This window comes from Pikeienuella piscinae (genome assembly GCF_011044155.1).
Classification (GTDB): Bacteria; Pseudomonadota; Alphaproteobacteria; order Rhodobacterales; family Rhodobacteraceae; genus Pikeienuella; species Pikeienuella piscinae.
On record NZ_CP049056.1, the window covers coordinates 3,006,042 to 3,023,784 of the forward strand.

Here is a 17,743-nt window from a genome sequence, read left to right on the forward strand (position 1 = left end):
AAAGCGTCCCAGCCGATCCCGCGCAGGTTGATGAATCACACGAAAGAACGTATCAAGAACACTGGTTTTGCAGGAAAGGGGATTCGTCGTGGCCGGCAATTTGAAGAAGTTCGTGAACCCCCGGTTCATCAAGACCATCGATCTTGCCCTTATGAAGCCGCTGCTGGCGCGGCACGAGGGCAAGTACAAGGGCTTCTCCGTCGACCTGCTGGACCAGGAGGAGGATGCCGCCCGCGAGGCGCTGGAGAAACTGCTGACCGGCGCCGAGGACAGCTATCCGGAGGGGCTGCGCGGCGATCTGCACCGCATCGCGGAACTTGGCGATGCCCGCGGCCTCGAAATCATTCAGGCGCAGGCCGCCCGTCAGGGCGTCGATCTGTTCCCCGACATGAAGACCGGCGACGAGGACGCGCCGAACAAGGCGCATGATCCCAAGCACATCGCCGTCCGGGTCTTTCTGGAGCATCCTGACCTCTTCGACGCGGCCGCCGACCATATGGCGATGCTCACTGCCGACCGCCTGCATGAATATGCCGGACGGGAACGGGGCGTCGCGATCGACCTGACTGAGGATAAGGTCGAGGCGTTCCGGACGGCCGTCGCCGCGCTCTTCCGTGACGCGTTTCTCGGAGACTACTGCCGGGTGGGCGACTACGACGACGATGACGAGATCAACCTCGTGGTCAGCCACGGCTCCATGGTCTCGACCATGCCGGTCGTCGAGGGCCAGGTCGAACGGGTCATCAGCGTACGCCAGATTTCTCACGCCGTGTTGCGATACTCCGAGAACACCGGCATGTTGCGGCTGGCCCGCATCCGGAAGGCGCATCAGCCCGAGATCGCGGAACTCTTCGCCTCGATCATCCTAGACAGGCCCGGCTTCTTCGACGGCGACGATGCGCAGGACCTCTATACCCTGCGCCCGGTCGAACTGGCCGGACCGGGCTTCGCCTTCGATGCCGCCTACGATCCGCTGATCGACAAGGTGCTGATCATCGAGGCGGCGGCCGACCTGATGGCACCCGGCAAGAAGGGGTATCCCCGCGTGGTGCGCACCCTGCGGTCGCGGGATCTCAGCGGTGACGCGCTCCAGCATTTCGGCGGCACGCCGGTCTCTTTCGGCGGCGCCTGGAGGCTGGGCGAGCTCGTGTTCCGGATCCTGTTCAAGGGCGACGGCAAGCGCCAGCCGCAGGTCACGGTCAAGCTGCGGCCCCCGGGCGTCGTGCAGTTCCGCCGCACCCAGCACGAGGCGCGGGTGATGAAGCTGATCGAACGGAACGGGCTGATGAATGACCGAGACGATTTTGAGGTTGTTGACGCGGCTGAGTGAGGCTGGCAACGACGCGATCCTGTCCGGCGAGCTTGCCGCGCCGTTTTTCGGTCCGGTTTTCGACCGGCTGCTGGCGAAACGTGTCCTCGTCGAACAGGCGCCGCTCTCCGATTGGGACGTCTGCGACGGCTGCGAATGCGGGCTCCCCTGTCGGCCGATCCGGAAAATCGGCGATGCGTTTCGGGCTGAGTGCCCGTTCGATCATCGACAGGACATCGAACTCACCGAAGATGATGTGCGCGTGTTCCGCATCGGCGCTGATGGGCTGGCATCCGTGATCGGCGCCGCAGCAGGGTTCGCTGCAGCCCCGAAACGCGCCGCGGAGAAGGTCTGGCGGCTCGGCGACACGCCATCAGGTCGGGCGGTGTTTCTTGCGCTGGAGCCCGCAGCCCTGACCGGCGACGGCATCATAGCATCGTTGCGCCAGGCGGCGCAGGGCCCGGACGTCACGATCCTCGCGCCGCAGTTGCCAGCGGAGATTGCCCGGCGACACCAGGATGCGGGCTTTCATCTCGTCGAAATCCTCGAGGTGCTGACGCCCGCCACAAATGGCCTCGGCGGCACAATCGACATCGCGGCTCTGGCGCCGATCCCGCTGGCGCCCGTGCTTCGTGTTCGGAGGGCGGCGGCCGAGGTTCATTGGGACGGTCGTTCCGTCATCCTGTCGCGTCAGATTTTCCCCGTGTTCGAACGCCTGCTCGAGAAGGCGCTGTCGCGCGATCAGGTCGCCTCCGGGTCTCATGTCGAAGGCACCACGGCGCGCGAAGCCAAGGATCTGATCCGGGAGCTGCGGGATGCCTTCAAGGCTGCCGGGTTCACCGATGGCGAGAGCAAGGCCCTGATCGAAACGGTGCGCAACCGGGGCTACCGGCTGAGCGTCCATGCATCAGACATCGTGGTCGACGGTTGAAAAGGTAACCAGCAGCGTCTCGCGCGCTTCCTTCCTTGAGTCCGCATTCGTCAGCTGGAGTCGGGTCGGTCCAGCTCGCATTTAGCCGATCATTGCCATTCGCTTCCGCAATGCCGCCGCCAGCTCCGCTGCTCCGTCGATCTCGGCGATGACCGGCTCGAGATCCAGACCGTGATACTGGCCGTATTCCTCACGCACGGCATCAGCCACCGAGAGTTTCCACGAGGTAGGATCGATCATGATGGCGCCAGCGTCGAAGAGCCTGTGCAAGTCGGCGCGAAGAGGAATGCCATTCCATCCTTCATCGCCGCCGCCGCTGGACACAGGCAGAACGTGTGCGGCTTCCAACGCCATCAGCGTCTCGCATCCTGTCACAACACAGCGCGCGCCGAACATCTCAAAGACGGCGCGGCGAAACCGAGCTTGGCCCGGGCGCTCCCAAACTTCGGCGAGGCGGCGCTGTCGCTCAGTCGCGTTTTCCGCCTCGTCCTCGGGGTTGTCGATCAACTGGAACCCCAACTTCTCGAAGTATTTCCTGAAAACATTCGTGATGGGATTTGCGGTCATTGGGTTGCCGGCAATCTCGTTTGCCAGACGTCCCAGCGGTTTTACCGGGTAGGCCGCGCCTTCGTGCATCAGAAAACCCGTGCTCGACCGGCGCTTCTGTCCGTTTGGCTTGGGATAGCTTTCATATAGCCATTCCTGCCCGTTGGTTTTTGCCAAGCGGATCGCTTCCATGGCGTGCTTCCGGTCAAAAATTAGGTCTGCCATCGTCGAGCACGCCTCCGTCGCTATAAATGTTCATGGAACTTATCCCGGCACTCTCAAGTCGCGCAATCATCAGCTTCACGCGGTCGAAGTACAGTATTCACCGCGGTGATCCGCCATCGACAGCAGATATAATGAGCGCGTTATCCATGCGTGGTTTGGCGATTTATGGTTGCAGTGGCCGCTAAGCGGTCCGCGTCGGCCCTTCTATTCTAACCCGACGACCGGAAATGGCGCGACCCACCAAACCCCCACCTTATTCCCACCCCGTTCCCACCTGCGCGCCGACCGCATCCGGCACCTTGGGCTCATCAGAAACGATGACCGAGGCGCACACCGATGCAGATCGAACTCTCCCCCGACGACATTGAAACCATCATCCGCGAGGCCGATGCGGCGGCACAGCGGCTCCGGCACAAGCTGTGCCTGCCGGTCTGCGAACGCCAGGATCTGGGCCAGGACCTCCTGATAGATCTGCTGCGCCGCTTGCCCGCCTACGATGCCTCGCGTGGCAGCATCGGCGCCTTCGCCAACATCGTCGTGCGCAACCAGTCTTCGCGGATCGCGATGCGCCATCACCGCCAGCGCCGTGCGCAGGGTGGGTCGCTGCTCTCGCTGGAGGTGCCGCTGGCCGGAGCCCGCGAGCCGGTCGGCGACACGCTGACCGAGGACGACGGGCTTGCCGCTTGGCACGGCCAGACCTGCTGCCCCGCCGCTGTCACCGAACTTCACCACGCCCTGCAGGCCGCCCTCGCGCGGCTCCCGGCCGAGGATCGCCGCTTCTGCGCGGCGCTGGCGCATCGCCACGTGACCGCGCTCGCGGCCGAGGGTTTCGGCAGCCGGTCCGCGCTCTACCGCCGCCTCGCCGATCTCCGTCACGTGCTCACCGCCCACGGTCTCGGTCCCGCCTGGGACGATCTCGCGGCGGCCTGAGTAGAGGCGAAAGGAGGAGATCATGTCCATGGGCACCACCCCCTTTATCACGGTCCGCGCCCGCCGACCGCTCACCGAGATCGAGTTCTGCGCCTGGGTGGCGCAGGCCGTGCCGGGCGACCGGCTGGAATACCATCGCGGCTTTCTGGTCCTCGACATCTTCCCGATGTTCGCCCGGCTCCCGGATCAACAGCGCGCGGAATTGGCCCGACTCGGGTCGCGCGCCTTCTGGGCCGCCGAACAGGGCCTCGTGCACCTGGTGCAGGAGCGCACGGGCCCCGACCAGTTCGCCTACATCGCCGTCGCCCGCCCCAAACCGAAGGCCGCAGCCGTGTCGCTGTCCGCGCTTCTGCTCGCCGAGCGGGAGGCCGCGTGATGACCGCCTTCCAATTCCTTTTTGCCGATCATGGAGACCCTTACATGCCATTCCCCGCGAACACCCCCACCGTCGACGACCTGCCGGGCCTCGGCTTGCAGGACATCGCCCAGCTGCCCGTCGAACTGCTGGCCATCCTGCAGCGCGACGTCGACGAGCGCATCAAGCGCGACAAGGCCGCGAAGGCCCGCCTCGATGGCGCGCTGACCGTCCGCTACGCCACCCGCGCCGCCGAGGAACGGCAGGCGGCGGGCAAGGACACCGGCACGATCCGCTTCGACGACGGTGATTTCACCGTGGTCGCCGATCTGCCGAAACGGGTCGATTGGGATCAGGATCGCCTCGCCGCCATGGTCGAGCGCATCCGCGCCGCCGGGGACGATCCCGCGCAGTACGTGGACATCGCCTTCAAGGTGCCCGAGCGCAAATTCGCAGCCTGGCCCGACGCCATCCGTGCCGGTTTCGAACCCGCGCGCACCGTCCGGCCCGGCACACTGAAGATCGAGATCGTCCCGCAGGGGGGCGATCAATGAGCCTCCCGATCATCAGCGCCGACCAGCGGCTGGCCGAGCCGCGTGGGATCAAGGGTTGCATCTTCGGCAAGTCCGGCATCGGGAAGACCTCGCTCCTCTGGACGCTGAACGCATCGACGACGCTGTTCATGGATCTCGAGGCGGGCGATCTCGCCATCGAGGGCTGGGCGGGCGACAGCATCCGGCCGCGGACATGGACGGAATGCCGGGATTTCGCGGTGTTCATCGGTGGGCCGAACCCGGCGCTGCGCGACGAGCAGCCCTACAGCCCGGCGCACTACAAGGCGGTCTGCGACCGTTTCGGCGATCCGGCCGCGCTCAACCGCTACGACACGATTTTCGTGGACTCGATCACCGTGGCGGGGCGGCTGTGCTTCGGATGGTGCAAGGGCCAGCCCGAGGCGCTGTCGGAGAAGACCGGCAAGCCGGATGTGCGCGGGGCCTACGGGCTGCACGGCCGCGAGATGATCGGCTGGCTCACCCATCTCCAGCACACGCGGGCCAAGAACGTCTGGTTCGTCGGAATCCTCGACGAGAAGCTCGACGACTTCAACCGCAAGGTGTTCCAGCCGCAGATCGACGGCTCGAAGACCGGGCTCGAACTGCCGGGGATCGTCGACGAGGTGATCACCATGGCGGAGCTGAAGGCCGATGGCGGTCCCTATCGCGCCTTCGTCTGCCACACGATCAACCCCTGGGACTTTCCGGCCAAGGACCGCTCCGGTCGGCTGGATCAGGTCGAGGAGCCGCATCTCGGCCGCCTCATGACGAAGATCCGCGCCCCCGTCGCGCCAGCGCCCAAGCGCCTGACCTACTCCCCGCCGCCCGCCGATCCGGCGGCTGACGCCGAATCCCCATCGCAATCCTGATCAGAAAAGGAGGTTCCCCATGGGTTCCTGGAACGATTTCAACGACGCGCAGAGCAACAGCAACCTGATCCCGAAGGGCACGCTGGCCAAGGTGCGCCTGACCATCCGCCCCGGCGGCTTCGACGATGCCTCGCAGGGCTGGACTGGCGGGTATGCCACGCGCGGCTCGACGGGTGCTGTCTATCTGAACGGCGAGTTCACGGTGACCGAGGGGCAGTACGCCCGGCGCAAGATCTTCACGCTGATCGGACTCTACAGCCCGAAGGGGCCGGACTGGGCGAATATGGGCCGCAGCCTCGTGCGCGGCATGCTGAACTCGGCCCGCGGGATTTCCGACAAAGACATGTCGGCCGAGGCGCAGGCAGCACGACGGATCAACGGCTTCGCCGATCTCGACGGGATCGAGTTCATCGCCCGCATCGACATCGGCACCGACGCCAGCGGCGACGACAAGAACGAGATCCGCAGCGCGGTCACGCCGGATCATCGCGACTACGCGCAGATCATGGGGACTGCACCGCTGCAGTTCGGCGGACACGGTGCAGCCGGACATGCCCCGCAGCAGACCACCCCTGCGGCGGCGCCACATCAGCCCAGCCAGCCCGCTTCCGCCCCCGGGTTCGCCGGTCGGCCGAGCTGGGCGCAGTAAGGGGGAGACCGGCCATGCGCCTGCGCCCCCGCCAGAAGACCTTCGTCGAGCGCAGCGTGGCTGCGCTCGCTTCCCGCGGCAACACGCTGGGCGTGGCGCCCACCGGCGCGGGCAAGACCATCATGCTCTCGGCGGTCACCGGCGAGATGATCGGCGAGGGCGCCAAGGCCTGCGTGCTCGCCCATCGCGACGAGCTGACGGCGCAGAACCGCTCCAAGTTCCAGCGCGTGGTGCCGGGCGTCGCCACCTCGGTGATCGACGCCACCGAGAAGTCCTGGGGCGGCCAGGTCGCCTTCGCCATGGTGCCGACGCTGGCGCGGGCCTCGAACCTCGCCGAAATGCCGCGCCTCGACCTGCTGGTTGTCGACGAGGCCCACCATGCCGTCGCCGACAGCTACCGCCGCATCATCGACCGGGTGCGCGAGGCCAATCCCGACGCCCGGATCTTCGGGGTCACGGCCACGCCGAACCGGGGCGACAGGAAGGGCCTGCGCGAGGTCTTCGACAATGTCGCCGATCAGGTGCGGCTGGGCGAGTTGATCGCCTCGGGCCATCTCGTGCCGCCCCGCACCTTCGTCATCGACGTGGGCGTCCAGGACGAGCTGCGCTCGGTCCGCAAGACCATGTCGGATTTCGACATGGCGGAGGTGGCGGGCATCATGGACCGCGCGCCCGTCACCGACGAGGTGATCCGCCACTGGAAGGAGAAGGCGGGCGACAGGCAGACCGTGGTGTTCTGCTCCACCGTCGCGCACGCCGAACACGTCACCGACGCCTTCAGCGCGGCGGGCGTTTCCGCCGCGCTGATCCATGGCGATCTGGCGGCAGAAACCCGCAAGGCGATCCTCGCCGACTATGCGGCGGGCGACATCCGCGTCGTGGTCAACGTGGCGGTGCTGACCGAGGGCTGGGACCATCCGCCCACCTCCTGCGTCGTGCTGCTGCGCCCGAGTTCCTACAAGTCCACGATGATCCAGATGGTCGGGCGCGGCCTGCGCACCGTCGATCCCGAGGAATACCCCGGTGTCGTGAAAACCGACTGCATCGTACTGGACTTCGGCACCTCGAGCCTGATCCACGGCACGCTGGAGCAGGATGTCGATCTCGACGGGCGCATTCCGACGCCGGGGGAAGCCCCGACGAAACTCTGCCCCGAATGCAAGGCCGAGATCCCGATCGCGGTCACCGAATGCCCGATCTGCGGGTGCGAGCTGCCGCGCGAAGGCGCGGAGCCCATCGACAGCTTCGTCATGACCGAGCTCGATCTTCTCGAGCGATCGAGTTTCGCGTGGGTGGACCTGTTCGGCGACGACGCCGCGCTGATGGCCAACGGCTTTCACGCCTGGGGCGGCGTGTTCTTCCTCGAGGGCCGCTGGCACGCGGTCGGGGGCGCCAAGGGCAAGGCGACGCGGCTCCTGAGCGTGGGCGAGCGCATCGTCTGTCTCGCGCAGGCCGACGACTGGCTGAACACCCATGAGACCGACGAGAGCGCCTTCAAGTCGAAGGGCTGGCTGAAGCAGGACGCGACGGAAAAGCAGCTGAATTGCCTGCCGCCGGAGTTCCGGCGCGATTACGGCCTGACGCGCTATCGCGCCTCCGCGCTGATCTCGTTCCAGTTCAACAAGCGCGACATCCGGCGCCTCGTCACGGCGGCCGAGCCCGAGCGGAGGGCGGCGTGAGCCATGTCGCGCAAGTCCCATCCCCGCCCGCAGCGCCTGCGGATTGCCCGGAGCGTATTCGGCTCTGGCACCCGCGCCTCAAGCCTTGCGCCGTCTGTCTGCGCCCCGCGCGCGGCTTCGGTTTCTTCAACCCCAACAAACCCCGGCCCCGCGAACACCGCTGGTTCTGCTCGATGCACTGCCAGGCGTTCTTCGCGGCCCGCCACCGGAAAGGACTGACCATGCAGGGAACCACTGATGAAGAACGCCTCGCCATTGCACTGGTGATGAAGCGGCTGGGCCAGACGATGGAGCTGATCGGCTGGGACAAGCGGCTGCGCGATCTCACCGAAACCGATGTCACCGCCCTGATTGAGGAGGTGCTGGAGGGCTATGGCGCCGAGATGTCGCGCATCGCCGCCGGGAGCGAGGTGCCGTTCTGATGCTGGATTTCAACCCGCGCCCCTCCATGGCCGAGCGGATCAACACCCTGGTCGACGCCGCGCTGATCGCCGAGCGGGAGGCTACGCCGCCCCGAACCTATCTCGGCGCGTCCCGTCTGGGGCATGCCTGCGAACGCGCGCTGCAGTTCGAGTTCGCAGGCGCGCCCAAGGATGAGGGGGCTGATTTCAGCGGCCGGACGCTGCGCATCTTCGCCATCGGCCATCAGCTCGAGGATCTGGCGATCCGCTGGCTGCGGGCGGCGGGGCTCGACCTCTATACCCGCAAGGGCAATCGGCCCGATGGGGATCAGTTCGGATTCTCCGTCGCGGGCGGACGCATCCGTGGCCATGTCGACGGGATTGTGGCCGCAGCCCCGGCCGCGCTCGGTCTCCGCACCCCGGCGCTCTGGGAATGCAAGACCATGAACGCGAAGAACTGGCGCGCCTGCGTCAAGGACGGCGTCACGGTCGCGAAGCCCGTCTATGCCGCGCAGATCGCGATCTACCAAGCCTACATGGAGCCGTCGGTGCCGGGGATATCGACGGCTCCTGCGCTGTTCACGGCGATCAACAAGGACACGGCTGAGCTGCACCACGAACTGGTGCTCTTCGATGCGGATCTGGCGCAGCGCATGTCCGACCGCGCGGTGCGGATACTCCAAGCCACCGACGCCGGCGAGCTGCTGCCCCGCATCGCCACAAGCCCCGACTTCTTCGAATGCCGGTTTTGCGCCCATGCCGAACGGTGCTGGGGGTTGGCTGCATGAGCGACGACAAGATCATCCACTTCAACCCGTGGCGGGATTTCAACGACGCGGCGCCGCTGCCCGATCCCTTCGCCGTGGAACCGGATCCCGCGCAGATCGCGCGCTTCGTCGACGTGGTCTTCGGCTATTCCGAGGGACTGATCCCTGTCCGTGGCTTCGTGGACAAGGGTCAGGGCAAGGACGGTCGGCCTCACAACATCTGGATCGACGCGGACGGCGCGGCGCCCGACAAGCTCGCCACCTTCGCCGCCTGGGGCGCACGCGAGGGTGCTGCGGTCTATGTCATTCCCGGCACGGTGGCGGCAACCGGACAGGCGCGTGCCGCCGATGTCCTGCAGATGCAGAGCGTCGTGGTCGATCTGGACGCAGGCGACATCCCCGCCAAGCTCGATCACCTCGTCCGCCACCTCGGGCGACCGACGCTGATCGTCGAGAGTGGCGGACGCACAGCCGATGGCGCGACCAAGCTCCATGTCTGGTGGAAGCTGACCGAGCCTGCCGAAGGCGCCGATCTCGCGCGGCTTTGCCAGTTGCGGGGCGATATCGCCCTCAAGGTCGGCGGCGACATGCATTTCCGCTCGGCGCACCAGCCGATCCGCGTGCCCGGCACGGTATATCACAAGGGCGGACAGGAACGGCTCGTCCTGATCCGTGAAGCCAGCGATCTCGAGTTCGATCTGGCCGACATGCTCGAGCGCGCGAGCGAGATGCCGCCCATGCCCGGTGTCGGCATGGCGACGGCCGAGCCGCGCGAGAAACCCGGCGTGGACGCGGCCCTTACCACGCCGGTCCGCGAGGGCGGCCAGGACGCCTGGACGCGGTTCGAAGGCGTCAGCATGGCAATCGGACACTATGTCCGCATGGCGCATGAGGGGCGGATGAGCCGGGAGGAGGCCTGGCGCGCGATCGGCGAATACAACGCGGCGATGATCCGGCCGAATTGGCCGAAAGACCGTCTCTGGGTCGAATACGAGCGGCTCTGGTCGCTGCACATCGCGAGGAACGGCCCGCCGCTCATTCGGAACGACGGCGCTCCTGCGGCAACGAAGATCGCCACCTTCACCTTGGGGGCGCTGCTGGACGACGGCACGCCGATGCCTGACGACATCATCGGCCCGCGCGTCCTGACCCCGGGCGGCATGCTGGTGCTCGGCGGCGCGCCCAAGGTTGGCAAGAGCGATCTCGTCATCAGCTGGCTGGTGCACATGGCTGCCGGTGTGCCGTTCCTTGGCTTCACGCCGCCACGGCCGCTGCGCGTGTTCTATCTGCAGGCCGAGATCCAGTACCATTATCTGCGCGAGCGCATGCAGCAGATCGGCCTGCCGCCCGAGGTGATGGCCGCCGCCCGCGAAAATCTTGTCGTCACGCCGAAGCTGAAACTGCTGCTCGATGAGGGTGGCAGCGCGCTGGTCGCGCAGGCGATCCAGCAGGCGTTCCCGGCCGAGCCTGTCGACATCCTGTGCATCGACCCGATCCGCAACCTGTTCGACGGCGGACCTGACGGCGGTGGCGAGAACGACAACGCCGCGATGATGTTCTTTCTCAAGGACCGGGTCGAGGTGTTGCGCGACCACGTGAACCCCGACTGCGGGATCATCCTGATCCACCACACCAAGAAGCTGAGCAAGCATCAGGTCAAGGAGGATCCGTTCCTCGCGCTTTCGGGCGCCAGCGCGCTGCGGGGCTTCTACACCTCCGGCCTCATCCTGCACCGCCCCGACGAGGACGCGTCAGAGCGCAAGCTGGAGATCGAACTGCGCAACGGCCCCGCGCTGCCCTCGAAGCTGATCGACAAGGTGCGCGGCCAATGGGTCGAGATCAACCCGATGAACGAGCGCCTCGTGCGCGCCGAGGTGGGCGCCAAGCATGACGCCGAGCGCATGCGCAAGCACGACGTCATTCTCGGCCTGCTCTACGAGGAGGCGCGACGCGGCAAGCTCTACACATTGGCGCAGTTCTCCGAAGCCTTCGAGAATACCGGGGGGCTTGGCGGGCGGACCATCGTCCACGACCGGCTCAGCGTTCTCGCCACCAAGGGCAAGGTCAAGTTCATCCGCGGCCCCGCCGCCACGCGCATCGGCCTGGCCGCGGAGCGGAGCAAATATGGCTATCTCTGCGTCGAGGGAATGCTGCTCGGCACGGGCGGCGAGACCGTCGATCCCGACACGGGCGAGGTCAAGCCGGAGCTGATCCCGGCGCTGCCCAGCCACTACAAATGCCCGCAGACCGGGGCCGTCCTGCCCGTCGAGAACCCCTCCGTCTGGGTCTATCAGGAGGAGGACGAGGCATGAAAACTCACGCCGTTCCGCGCCGCGAATTCTGGCTCCGCAGCCTCGGATTCTGGCCAGAATCCGCAGATTCTGCTTCCCGCGCGAATTCTGGATTCTGGCTTTTCCGATTTCATTTCAGTGGCTTGGAAGGTGCTTTCCAGAATCCGGAAGGTTCTTTCCGAATTCTGCTCCAGATTCTGGAAGTTCTGTTTCGGATCAATGCCTTGGAGCAGATTTCAGAATCCGGAAAACGCCCCCCTAAAGGGGTAGGTGACCTCCCCGCCAAGCGCGGGAGGGTCACCACCTACCCCTGGGCAATCTCAAGGGCTGGATGTCCCGCCCATCACCCCATCGAGCACCAATCCGGAAAGGAGCCGATCATGGCCCACGTATCTCTGACCCCGACACCCATGAGCGCCCCGTGCCCCGGCGCGCCTGTCGTCCTCGCCCTCGATCTCGGCACCACGACCGGCTGGGCCCTGCAGGCGGCGGACGGTCTGATCACCAGCGGCACCGTGTCCTTCCGGCCCAGCCGCTACGACGGCGGCGGGATGCGCTACCTGCGGTTCCGGGGTTGGCTCGATCAGCTGGCCCACGATGCTGGAGCCATCACCGCCATCCACTTCGAGGAGGTTCGCAGGCACGTCGGCACCGACGCGGCGCATGTCTATGGCGGGCTGCTCGCCACGCTGACGTCATGGGCTGAGACCGCGGGCGTCGCCTATCAGGGCGTACCGGTCGGCACCATCAAGCGCCACGCTACCGGCAAGGGCAACGCGAACAAGGACGCCATGATGGCGGCCGCCCGGGCGCGCGGCTTCTCGCCCGCCGACGACAACGAGGCCGACGCCATCGCGATCCTGCTCTGGGCGCTGGAGACCCGGGGAGGTGTGCAATGAGCGGCATGTGGTTCACGCCCAAGGGTTATGGCGGTCACCGCCGCAACCCTGACGAGGTCAAGCGCGACGGCTGGAAGGAACAGGGCCTGCTGGCCGTCGCCATCGATGACGACCGCCTGACCTGGCCCGAGCGTGAACTGGTTCGTCAGCTCGGCGAGCGGCTCTACGGCAAGCGGGAACGGGAGGCGCGCCATGGGTGAGTGGACCACTGCACAAGTACAGGATCGGCTTGAACTTGCGGCGGGCGTGATGCGGCAGATGCCGGGCGTGATGCCGCAGGGCTTCTTCAACGCCTGGCCCGAGTACTTCCACAGCTTCGCCGACAAGGTCGGTCAGGAACCGCAGATGCGGCGGCCAAGGCCGAGCCCGCGCCAGATCACGCAGGCCGAAGAGGCGATGCTGTGGCTGCGCTGGCTCGAGAAGGACGACGCAAGGCTCGTCTGGCTTCGAGCGAATGGTACGCCTTGGAAGCCGATCTGCTGGGAGCTCGGGATCAGTCGGGCAACGGCGAACCGACGCTGGCAATATGGGATCGCCGTGATCGTATGGCGGCTTAACGGCCGGTCGGCACCGCGGAACAGGTCGATGCAGTTCGTTGTGCGCGGCGCAACGTGACAACGGCGACAGTACCGAGCTCTTGTCACGTGGTGTCTGCAGCAGGAATGATTATTGGCAGTTTATTATGCTGGATAGCTCTTTCCGTGCACCTCAAAGAGCATGATCTCGAAGCGGAAGAGATTGATTATCTGCAGAAAAAGGGTTGAGCATTTCGCAAGATATGCAGCATAGCCTAACTCCTGTTCCGGTCCGGTGCCACCCTTCCCTGACCTATAAACTATCCTGTTGTCCGGGGTGACCAGCTTGATAGACGCATGATGAGACGCGTTTCGAAGCTGATTATCTCGTTCAAAGCAGAGGTTCGCGAGCGCAGGGGTTCCATCAAATGGGCCAAACCGACCTGACTTGTCTAGCTCGAGATACTTCTTTCTGGTCAAGGTTTGAAACTGGTCGAAAGAACGCCCTGAGGCGACGTTGTTGATGTAGGCTAGAATATCTACGAGAGAAGAGAACGTCTCAAATGCGTTGCCATAAAACATCTTCGTCTTATCGAACTGTACAGAGTTGACGCCAGCGTTGTCATCGATTTCAAGCCCTTGCTTGACGCGGAAAATGACTTGGGAGAAGTCGTTATAAGCTAGAAAAAATTCGCGTATTATGGCAAGGTATGAATCTGCTCGATTTGGAGCCAGGTTGTTCTCGTACTCCTTGAAGAACGCCTTAAACTCAGGTTTCTCACGGTTATCCTGTACGATCTTGAACGCATCGCGAAACGGCTTCTCAAATGCTGGCTGGCTGAACAGCAGGCAAAATCTCCATAACCAGTCTTGAATGTTTTTCAGCGGCTCGTCGACGTAAAATTCTGCAGATCCTTCTTCGATCTTTCTCTTGCTTAGTTTCGTGTGCCCATTGCGATGTAGGTTCCAGGATTTCTTCAGGACCTTCCACTCCTCGCCAAAGTCAGCCGGACGGTAGGGTCGAGTGTTCTGCCACTTTTCAGGGAAATCCTTGAAGGAAACGAGCGACCCATGCCCCTCCGCCACCTCCATCATTTCCTGCATTTGAGTGATCCGCGGAAAGACTACATCCTTATGCTTTTCTTCCAAGGGGATAAGGAAGTTGGCATCGACGTTTACAATTGGCGCATCAGTTTCCTCGTCTGACTGCTCTACGTTTTCTACGGGCTCGCCAAGGAATTGCGGGATTGGACTGCCTTCAGGCTTAATCACGCGCAGACCCACGGTCAGTTCTTCTCCACAGCCGGTGCATTGAAAAGTGTGGGTTTGATATGGCTCGTGACCGAGGCCGATCCGAACAGTGTGGTTCTGGCCGCACGTGGTGCAACGAAATGATGTCCGGACGATCATGTTTGGCCTACATTCTTCTTTGTGGCGGTGCTCGGCTCCGCTTCATCGTCAGGCTGATAGGCCTTCACCAGGCTCGGGCGAGCGTCCTCATCGGCTAAGTGTCTAGTGCTGGTGTTGGCGCACCGCAAGAAAGCAGCACGGAACGAGAAGCCTCGGTGCAAATCGTCAACGCGTTCTGTCAAGTCTTGCTTCTCCTGTGAGACAATTTCTTGCGAGACATCGGACCGCGAGACGGATCGCCCCAAAGCCGCTATCTGTAGCAATATACTCGGGAGAGGATCGCGCAGGCACAAGCCGCGCCGCGGCTTCCGGGATCCAGCGAGGGGTCCAGCCGGGGTCCGATGGGCTAACCCATTGAGTTCGCGGTTCCTTCCTGGCGATATTCGTATGCTGGCGGGCGAAGCGCGCAATATCGCCAGCGACAGGGCCGGTTTTTTGGGAAGCCACCCCAGCGGGTATCCACCCGCGATCTGCTCAAAACTACAACAAAACAAACTCTTCAAACCGGACACGCCCGGTGGCCGCTGGACCCTTTGCGGAGTCCAGGCTGGCTGCCGGTGTCCGGAGTCCACCCCATTGAGGCGAACCGACATCATGACGCTGAGCTTTGCCCCGGACGCGATTGAGACCTGGCCGCTGGCCAAGCTCCAGCCCTATGCGAAAAACGCGAAGGCGCATGGCGCGGATCAGGTCGCGAAGATCGCCGCGAGCATGGCGGAGTTCGGCTGGACCGTGCCGTGCTTGGTCGCCGACGATGGCGAGCTGATCGCGGGCCACGGGCGGGTGCTTGCCGCTACGCAGCTCGGGCTGACCGAAGCGCCAGTGATCGTGCTCGGGCATCTGACCGAGGCGCAGCGGCGGGCTTACCGGATCGCGGACAACAAGCTGACCGAACTAGGCACCTGGGACGAGGCGCTGCTGTCTGCGGAACTGAACGACCTGCTGGCGGAGGACTACGATCTATCTCTGGTCGGTTTTTCCGATGGTGAGTTGGACAAGCTGCTGGCCTATGTGCCGGAGGAGGATGGCGACGAAGTTGGTGCCGGGGGCTCTGTGCCGCCGGTGACCATTCCCGAGCCGCCGCGCAATCCGACATCGCAAACCGGCGACCTGTGGATCCTCGGCGATCACCGGTTGCTCTGCGGCGACAGCACCAGCGTTGCCGATGTACGCCGCCTGATGAATGGCGAGCGGGCGATCCTGTTCGCGACCGATCCGCCGTACCTCGTCGACTACGACGGCTCGAACCATCCGACACGGAACAAGGATTGGTCGGCGTCTTATGGCACCACCTGGGACGACAGCAGCCAAGGTGCGGAACTGTACGATGGCTTCATCGCCGCCGCAGTGGCTGAGGCAATCGCCGAGAACGCTGCCTGGTATTGCTGGCACGCCTCGCGTCGTCAGGCGATGCTGGAAGCCTGCTGGGAGAAGGCTGGGGCATTCGTTCACCAGCAGATCATCTGGGTGAAAGACCGCGGCGTGCTGACCCGGTCCCACTACCTCTGGAAGCACGAGCCTTGCTTCATGGGCTGGCGCCGTCCCAATCGGCCGCCGAAAGTGGCCGAGGAAACCCTACCGTCGACTTGGGCGCTGCCCAGCTTCGCCAAGGACGACCGGCCCGACCACCCAACGCCGAAACCACTCGACGCCTTCGGGATTCCGATGCGCCAGCATGTGGCGCGCGGCGGCCTTTGTTACGAGCCGTTCTGTGGCTCCGGGTCGCAGATCATGGCTGGCGAGGCCAACGGTCGTCGTGTCTTCGCGATGGAGATCAGCCCAGCCTATGTCGATGTCGCCGTGGAGCGCTGGCAGGCCGAAACCGGTCGCGAGGTGATCCTTGATGGGGACGGTCGGACCTTCGACGAGTCCAAAGCCGAGCGGCTGGGCCAGTCAGCGAACGAAGAGGAAGCGGCCGCATGAAGCAATCACGGGCCATGTCGCTGATCGAGTCCGTCGCCAACGTGATCGTCGGGTACGGCGTCGCGGTCGTGACGCAGATCATGATCTTCCCGGTCTTCGGGCTGCACACGACGCTGGCGCAGAACTTGAAGATGGGCGCGGTGTTCACGGTGGTGAGCATCGCCCGGTCCTTCGCCTTGCGGCGGGTTTTCGAGTCGATCCGGATGCGGAGCGCCAAATGATCGACCGCCGCCCCGGCGGGACGGCGGTCATGAACTTCTCGGGGTCGCTTGCGTCAGGCTGCAGGCAGTTTGTACACGCGCCCTCGATCCTCGACCTTCTCCGAGGTCACCTCGAGCCCGAGTTTCTTCTTCAGCGCCCCGGCCATCGCGCCGCGCACCGTGTGCGACTGCCAGTTCGTGGCGGCCATGATCTCCTCGATGGTCGCGCCGTCCGGTGCCCGCAGCATCGCGATCAGGGTGGCCTGCTTGGTGCCCTCGCGCGGCGTGCGCGTCTTGGGCGCGGCTTCGGGTCCGGTGGGAGCGTCCGGCGCGGCCTCCTCGGTCGGCGCGTCCGCAGGCGCGGTGTTCGCGTCGTCGGGCTCGACGCCGATGGCGGCGAGGCCTGCGTCGGTGGCGATCAGCGTGACGCCATGGCCGTCGCCGGTCTCGCGCCAGACGAGCTCGCCCTTGCGCATGTCGGCGTCGACCTCTTCGATGAAGCCCTTCGCGAGCATCGCGCTGGCCACCTTGGCAGCGGCCCCGCCGCGCAGGCTGTTAGGCAGCGGCAGGGCCATGCGGTCCTCGTTCTGGGCCGCGCGGGACAGGATGATTGTCTGCGTGTCGGAAAGCTTGGTCATGGGGTCGTCTCCGTGTTCGGACCGCGACCGTCGCGGTCTTCTACGACCCCAAGCCGCGCAGGGTGCGCGGCCGGAGTTTGGGCGTCTGCCCGAGGTCAGATCAGCCCGAGATCCCGCAGGAGCGCAGTGGCAGCTGGCAGCCGGTCGGTGGCTACGTCGATGGCGATGGTCATGCTGTCGGCGGTGATGCGTGCGGGAATGTCGGCTTCCTCGCGGAGCGATGCTTCGATCTCGTCCAGAACCGCCGGGATGCGGCTGGTATCCCAAGGCTCGTTGAGGCCGCGAATGGCGATGCGGATGGTGCTGGTTTCCATGGCGTTGGCTCCTGTCATTCGGTGTGCTCGCCTTCGCTGAAGGCGCTGTCGGTGATGCGCTTTAGGAGGCTCGCGTAATGTTCAAGGGTGCCCACATGGCCCCAGTTGATCTCGTCGGGGTGGGCGTTGAAATGCTCGTCGCTGAGGCTTGCCAAGCGGGCGAGCATCTCGTCGATCTCGGCTTTCTTGCCCATGAAGGCGTTGAGCGCTGCTTCCTTGTTCCGCGCAACCTTCTCGGCGCGCAGTTGGTGGCGGGGCGTTGTCTGGGGATTCAGGTGGGTCATCGTGGCGGCTCCGTTGTGATTTGCATCGTTTTCGTAGGATCACGTTCGCTCTGG

21 protein-coding genes are annotated in these 17,743 nt (G+C 64.8%); 16 read left to right on the plus strand and 5 right to left on the minus strand.

Features of this window, described 5'->3' with window-relative positions; all coding sequences use genetic code 11:
- The first annotated feature begins 88 nt into the window (after positions 1 to 88).
- Together G5B40_RS14275 and G5B40_RS14280 are read left to right on the plus strand one after the other, a co-directional pair.
- Positions 89 to 1,330 (plus strand): hypothetical protein, encoded by a 1,242-nt coding sequence (locus G5B40_RS14275; protein ID WP_130989321.1) that lies wholly within the window; start codon positions 89 to 91, stop codon positions 1,328 to 1,330.
- Positions 1,290 to 2,240, plus strand: a complete 951-nt coding sequence (locus G5B40_RS14280) for a helix-turn-helix domain-containing protein (RefSeq protein WP_130989320.1) — start codon at positions 1,290 to 1,292, stop codon at positions 2,238 to 2,240. Before G5B40_RS14275 ends, G5B40_RS14280 begins: the two co-directional genes overlap by 41 nt.
- A gap of 81 nt (positions 2,241 to 2,321) precedes the next feature.
- Here G5B40_RS14280 and G5B40_RS14285 read toward each other — a convergent pair whose 3' ends face one another.
- On the minus strand, positions 2,322 to 3,011 hold the full coding sequence (locus tag G5B40_RS14285) for an HNH endonuclease (RefSeq protein WP_165099859.1): 690 nt from the start codon (positions 3,009 to 3,011) through the stop codon (positions 2,322 to 2,324).
- A 336-nt stretch (positions 3,012 to 3,347) separates the two neighbouring features.
- Between G5B40_RS14285 and G5B40_RS14290 the strand changes: the two genes are divergently transcribed.
- The 12 genes from G5B40_RS14290 (at position 3,348) to G5B40_RS14345 (ending at position 13,020) form a co-directional block, all read left to right on the plus strand.
- Positions 3,348 to 3,941, plus strand: coding sequence for a sigma factor (locus tag G5B40_RS14290; RefSeq protein ID WP_165099861.1), 594 nt, complete (start codon positions 3,348 to 3,350; stop codon positions 3,939 to 3,941).
- Between the two features lie 22 nt (positions 3,942 to 3,963).
- Positions 3,964 to 4,317: a hypothetical protein gene (locus G5B40_RS14295; protein WP_165099863.1), complete on the plus strand. Its 354-nt coding sequence runs from the start codon at positions 3,964 to 3,966 to the stop codon at positions 4,315 to 4,317.
- Positions 4,317 to 4,850, plus strand: a complete 534-nt coding sequence (locus tag G5B40_RS14300; protein ID WP_211907334.1) for a hypothetical protein — start codon at positions 4,317 to 4,319, stop codon at positions 4,848 to 4,850. Before G5B40_RS14295 ends, G5B40_RS14300 begins: the two co-directional genes overlap by 1 nt.
- Positions 4,847 to 5,719: an ATP-binding protein gene (locus tag G5B40_RS14305; protein WP_165099865.1), complete on the plus strand. Its 873-nt coding sequence runs from the start codon at positions 4,847 to 4,849 to the stop codon at positions 5,717 to 5,719. The genes G5B40_RS14300 and G5B40_RS14305 overlap by 4 nt, the downstream gene beginning before the upstream one ends.
- Positions 5,720 to 5,738: 19 nt before the next feature.
- Positions 5,739 to 6,368 carry a hypothetical protein gene (locus G5B40_RS14310; RefSeq protein ID WP_165099868.1) on the plus strand — a complete coding sequence of 210 codons (630 nt, stop codon included), beginning with the start codon at positions 5,739 to 5,741 and terminating at the stop codon, positions 6,366 to 6,368.
- A 14-nt stretch (positions 6,369 to 6,382) separates the two neighbouring features.
- Positions 6,383 to 8,047: a DEAD/DEAH box helicase gene (locus G5B40_RS14315; RefSeq protein ID WP_165099871.1), complete on the plus strand. Its 1,665-nt coding sequence runs from the start codon at positions 6,383 to 6,385 to the stop codon at positions 8,045 to 8,047.
- A 221-nt stretch (positions 8,048 to 8,268) separates the two neighbouring features.
- Positions 8,269 to 8,469 carry a DUF6511 domain-containing protein gene (locus tag G5B40_RS14320; RefSeq protein WP_139084982.1) on the plus strand — a complete coding sequence of 67 codons (201 nt, stop codon included), beginning with the start codon at positions 8,269 to 8,271 and terminating at the stop codon, positions 8,467 to 8,469.
- The gene (locus G5B40_RS14325) at positions 8,469 to 9,236 is read left to right on the plus strand and encodes a hypothetical protein (protein ID WP_165099873.1); all 768 of its coding nucleotides are present in this window, start codon (positions 8,469 to 8,471) and stop codon (positions 9,234 to 9,236) included. The genes G5B40_RS14320 and G5B40_RS14325 overlap by 1 nt, the downstream gene beginning before the upstream one ends.
- Positions 9,233 to 11,527 (plus strand): AAA family ATPase, encoded by a 2,295-nt coding sequence (locus tag G5B40_RS14330; protein ID WP_211907335.1) that lies wholly within the window; start codon positions 9,233 to 9,235, stop codon positions 11,525 to 11,527. The genes G5B40_RS14325 and G5B40_RS14330 overlap by 4 nt, the downstream gene beginning before the upstream one ends.
- Entirely contained in the window at positions 11,524 to 12,405 is an 882-nt protein-coding gene (locus G5B40_RS21555; RefSeq protein ID WP_425500065.1) for a hypothetical protein, read from the plus strand. Before G5B40_RS14330 ends, G5B40_RS21555 begins: the two co-directional genes overlap by 4 nt.
- Positions 12,402 to 12,605, plus strand: coding sequence for a hypothetical protein (locus tag G5B40_RS14340; RefSeq protein ID WP_425500066.1), 204 nt, complete (start codon positions 12,402 to 12,404; stop codon positions 12,603 to 12,605). The genes G5B40_RS21555 and G5B40_RS14340 overlap by 4 nt, the downstream gene beginning before the upstream one ends.
- Positions 12,598 to 13,020 (plus strand): DUF6362 family protein, encoded by a 423-nt coding sequence (locus G5B40_RS14345; protein WP_165099878.1) that lies wholly within the window; start codon positions 12,598 to 12,600, stop codon positions 13,018 to 13,020. Before G5B40_RS14340 ends, G5B40_RS14345 begins: the two co-directional genes overlap by 8 nt.
- Before the next feature lie 65 nt (positions 13,021 to 13,085).
- Here the strand turns inward: G5B40_RS14345 and G5B40_RS14350 are convergent, their stop codons facing one another.
- A complete protein-coding gene (locus tag G5B40_RS14350) occupies positions 13,086 to 14,330 on the minus strand; it encodes a hypothetical protein (protein ID WP_165099880.1) in 1,245 nt (414 codons plus the stop codon).
- Between the two features lie 594 nt (positions 14,331 to 14,924).
- Between G5B40_RS14350 and G5B40_RS14355 the strand changes: the two genes are divergently transcribed.
- Together G5B40_RS14355 and G5B40_RS14360 are read left to right on the plus strand one after the other, a co-directional pair.
- Positions 14,925 to 16,253: a site-specific DNA-methyltransferase gene (locus G5B40_RS14355; protein ID WP_165103692.1), complete on the plus strand. Its 1,329-nt coding sequence runs from the start codon at positions 14,925 to 14,927 to the stop codon at positions 16,251 to 16,253.
- The gene (locus G5B40_RS14360; protein WP_165099882.1) at positions 16,250 to 16,474 is read left to right on the plus strand and encodes a DUF7220 family protein; all 225 of its coding nucleotides are present in this window, start codon (positions 16,250 to 16,252) and stop codon (positions 16,472 to 16,474) included. The genes G5B40_RS14355 and G5B40_RS14360 overlap by 4 nt, the downstream gene beginning before the upstream one ends.
- A 53-nt stretch (positions 16,475 to 16,527) precedes the next feature.
- Here G5B40_RS14360 and G5B40_RS14365 read toward each other — a convergent pair whose 3' ends face one another.
- From G5B40_RS14365 to G5B40_RS14375, 3 genes are all read right to left on the minus strand, one after another.
- A complete protein-coding gene (locus tag G5B40_RS14365; RefSeq protein WP_165099884.1) occupies positions 16,528 to 17,091 on the minus strand; it encodes a DUF3489 domain-containing protein in 564 nt (187 codons plus the stop codon).
- 95 nt (positions 17,092 to 17,186) lie between these two features.
- Positions 17,187 to 17,405, minus strand: a complete 219-nt coding sequence (locus G5B40_RS14370; RefSeq protein WP_165099886.1) for a hypothetical protein — start codon at positions 17,403 to 17,405, stop codon at positions 17,187 to 17,189.
- Positions 17,406 to 17,419: 14 nt separating this feature from the next.
- Complete coding sequence (locus G5B40_RS14375; RefSeq protein ID WP_165099888.1) at positions 17,420 to 17,689, minus strand: hypothetical protein; 270 nt, start codon at positions 17,687 to 17,689, stop codon at positions 17,420 to 17,422.
- Between the last annotated feature and the right edge of the window lie 54 nt (positions 17,690 to 17,743).

Bases quoted from the DNA above. Each gene is read 5' to 3' on its own strand.
- G5B40_RS14325 (WP_165099873.1), top strand. From the start codon at position 8,469: ATGCTGGATTTCAACCCGCGCCCCTCCATGGCCGAGCGGATCAACACC.
- G5B40_RS21555 (WP_425500065.1), top strand. From the start codon at position 11,524: ATGAAAACTCACGCCGTTCCGCGCCGCGAATTCTGGCTCCGCAGCCTC.
- G5B40_RS14370 (WP_165099886.1), bottom strand. From the start codon at position 17,405: ATGGAAACCAGCACCATCCGCATCGCCATTCGCGGCCTCAACGAGCCT.
- G5B40_RS14305 (WP_165099865.1), top strand. From the start codon at position 4,847: ATGAGCCTCCCGATCATCAGCGCCGACCAGCGGCTGGCCGAGCCGCGT.
- G5B40_RS14300 (WP_211907334.1), top strand. From the start codon at position 4,317: ATGACCGCCTTCCAATTCCTTTTTGCCGATCATGGAGACCCTTACATG.
- G5B40_RS14315 (WP_165099871.1), top strand. From the start codon at position 6,383: ATGCGCCTGCGCCCCCGCCAGAAGACCTTCGTCGAGCGCAGCGTGGCT.
- G5B40_RS14320 (WP_139084982.1), top strand. From the start codon at position 8,269: ATGCAGGGAACCACTGATGAAGAACGCCTCGCCATTGCACTGGTGATG.
- G5B40_RS14285 (WP_165099859.1), bottom strand. From the start codon at position 3,011: ATGGCAGACCTAATTTTTGACCGGAAGCACGCCATGGAAGCGATCCGC.
- G5B40_RS14345 (WP_165099878.1), top strand. From the start codon at position 12,598: ATGGGTGAGTGGACCACTGCACAAGTACAGGATCGGCTTGAACTTGCG.
- G5B40_RS14355 (WP_165103692.1), top strand. From the start codon at position 14,925: ATGACGCTGAGCTTTGCCCCGGACGCGATTGAGACCTGGCCGCTGGCC.
- G5B40_RS14290 (WP_165099861.1), top strand. From the start codon at position 3,348: ATGCAGATCGAACTCTCCCCCGACGACATTGAAACCATCATCCGCGAG.
- G5B40_RS14375 (WP_165099888.1), bottom strand. From the start codon at position 17,689: ATGACCCACCTGAATCCCCAGACAACGCCCCGCCACCAACTGCGCGCC.
- G5B40_RS14330 (WP_211907335.1), top strand. From the start codon at position 9,233: ATGAGCGACGACAAGATCATCCACTTCAACCCGTGGCGGGATTTCAAC.
- G5B40_RS14360 (WP_165099882.1), top strand. From the start codon at position 16,250: ATGAAGCAATCACGGGCCATGTCGCTGATCGAGTCCGTCGCCAACGTG.
- G5B40_RS14365 (WP_165099884.1), bottom strand. From the start codon at position 17,091: ATGACCAAGCTTTCCGACACGCAGACAATCATCCTGTCCCGCGCGGCC.
- G5B40_RS14350 (WP_165099880.1), bottom strand. From the start codon at position 14,330: ATGATCGTCCGGACATCATTTCGTTGCACCACGTGCGGCCAGAACCAC.
- G5B40_RS14340 (WP_425500066.1), top strand. From the start codon at position 12,402: ATGAGCGGCATGTGGTTCACGCCCAAGGGTTATGGCGGTCACCGCCGC.
- G5B40_RS14280 (WP_130989320.1), top strand. From the start codon at position 1,290: ATGACCGAGACGATTTTGAGGTTGTTGACGCGGCTGAGTGAGGCTGGC.
- G5B40_RS14310 (WP_165099868.1), top strand. From the start codon at position 5,739: ATGGGTTCCTGGAACGATTTCAACGACGCGCAGAGCAACAGCAACCTG.
- G5B40_RS14295 (WP_165099863.1), top strand. From the start codon at position 3,964: ATGTCCATGGGCACCACCCCCTTTATCACGGTCCGCGCCCGCCGACCG.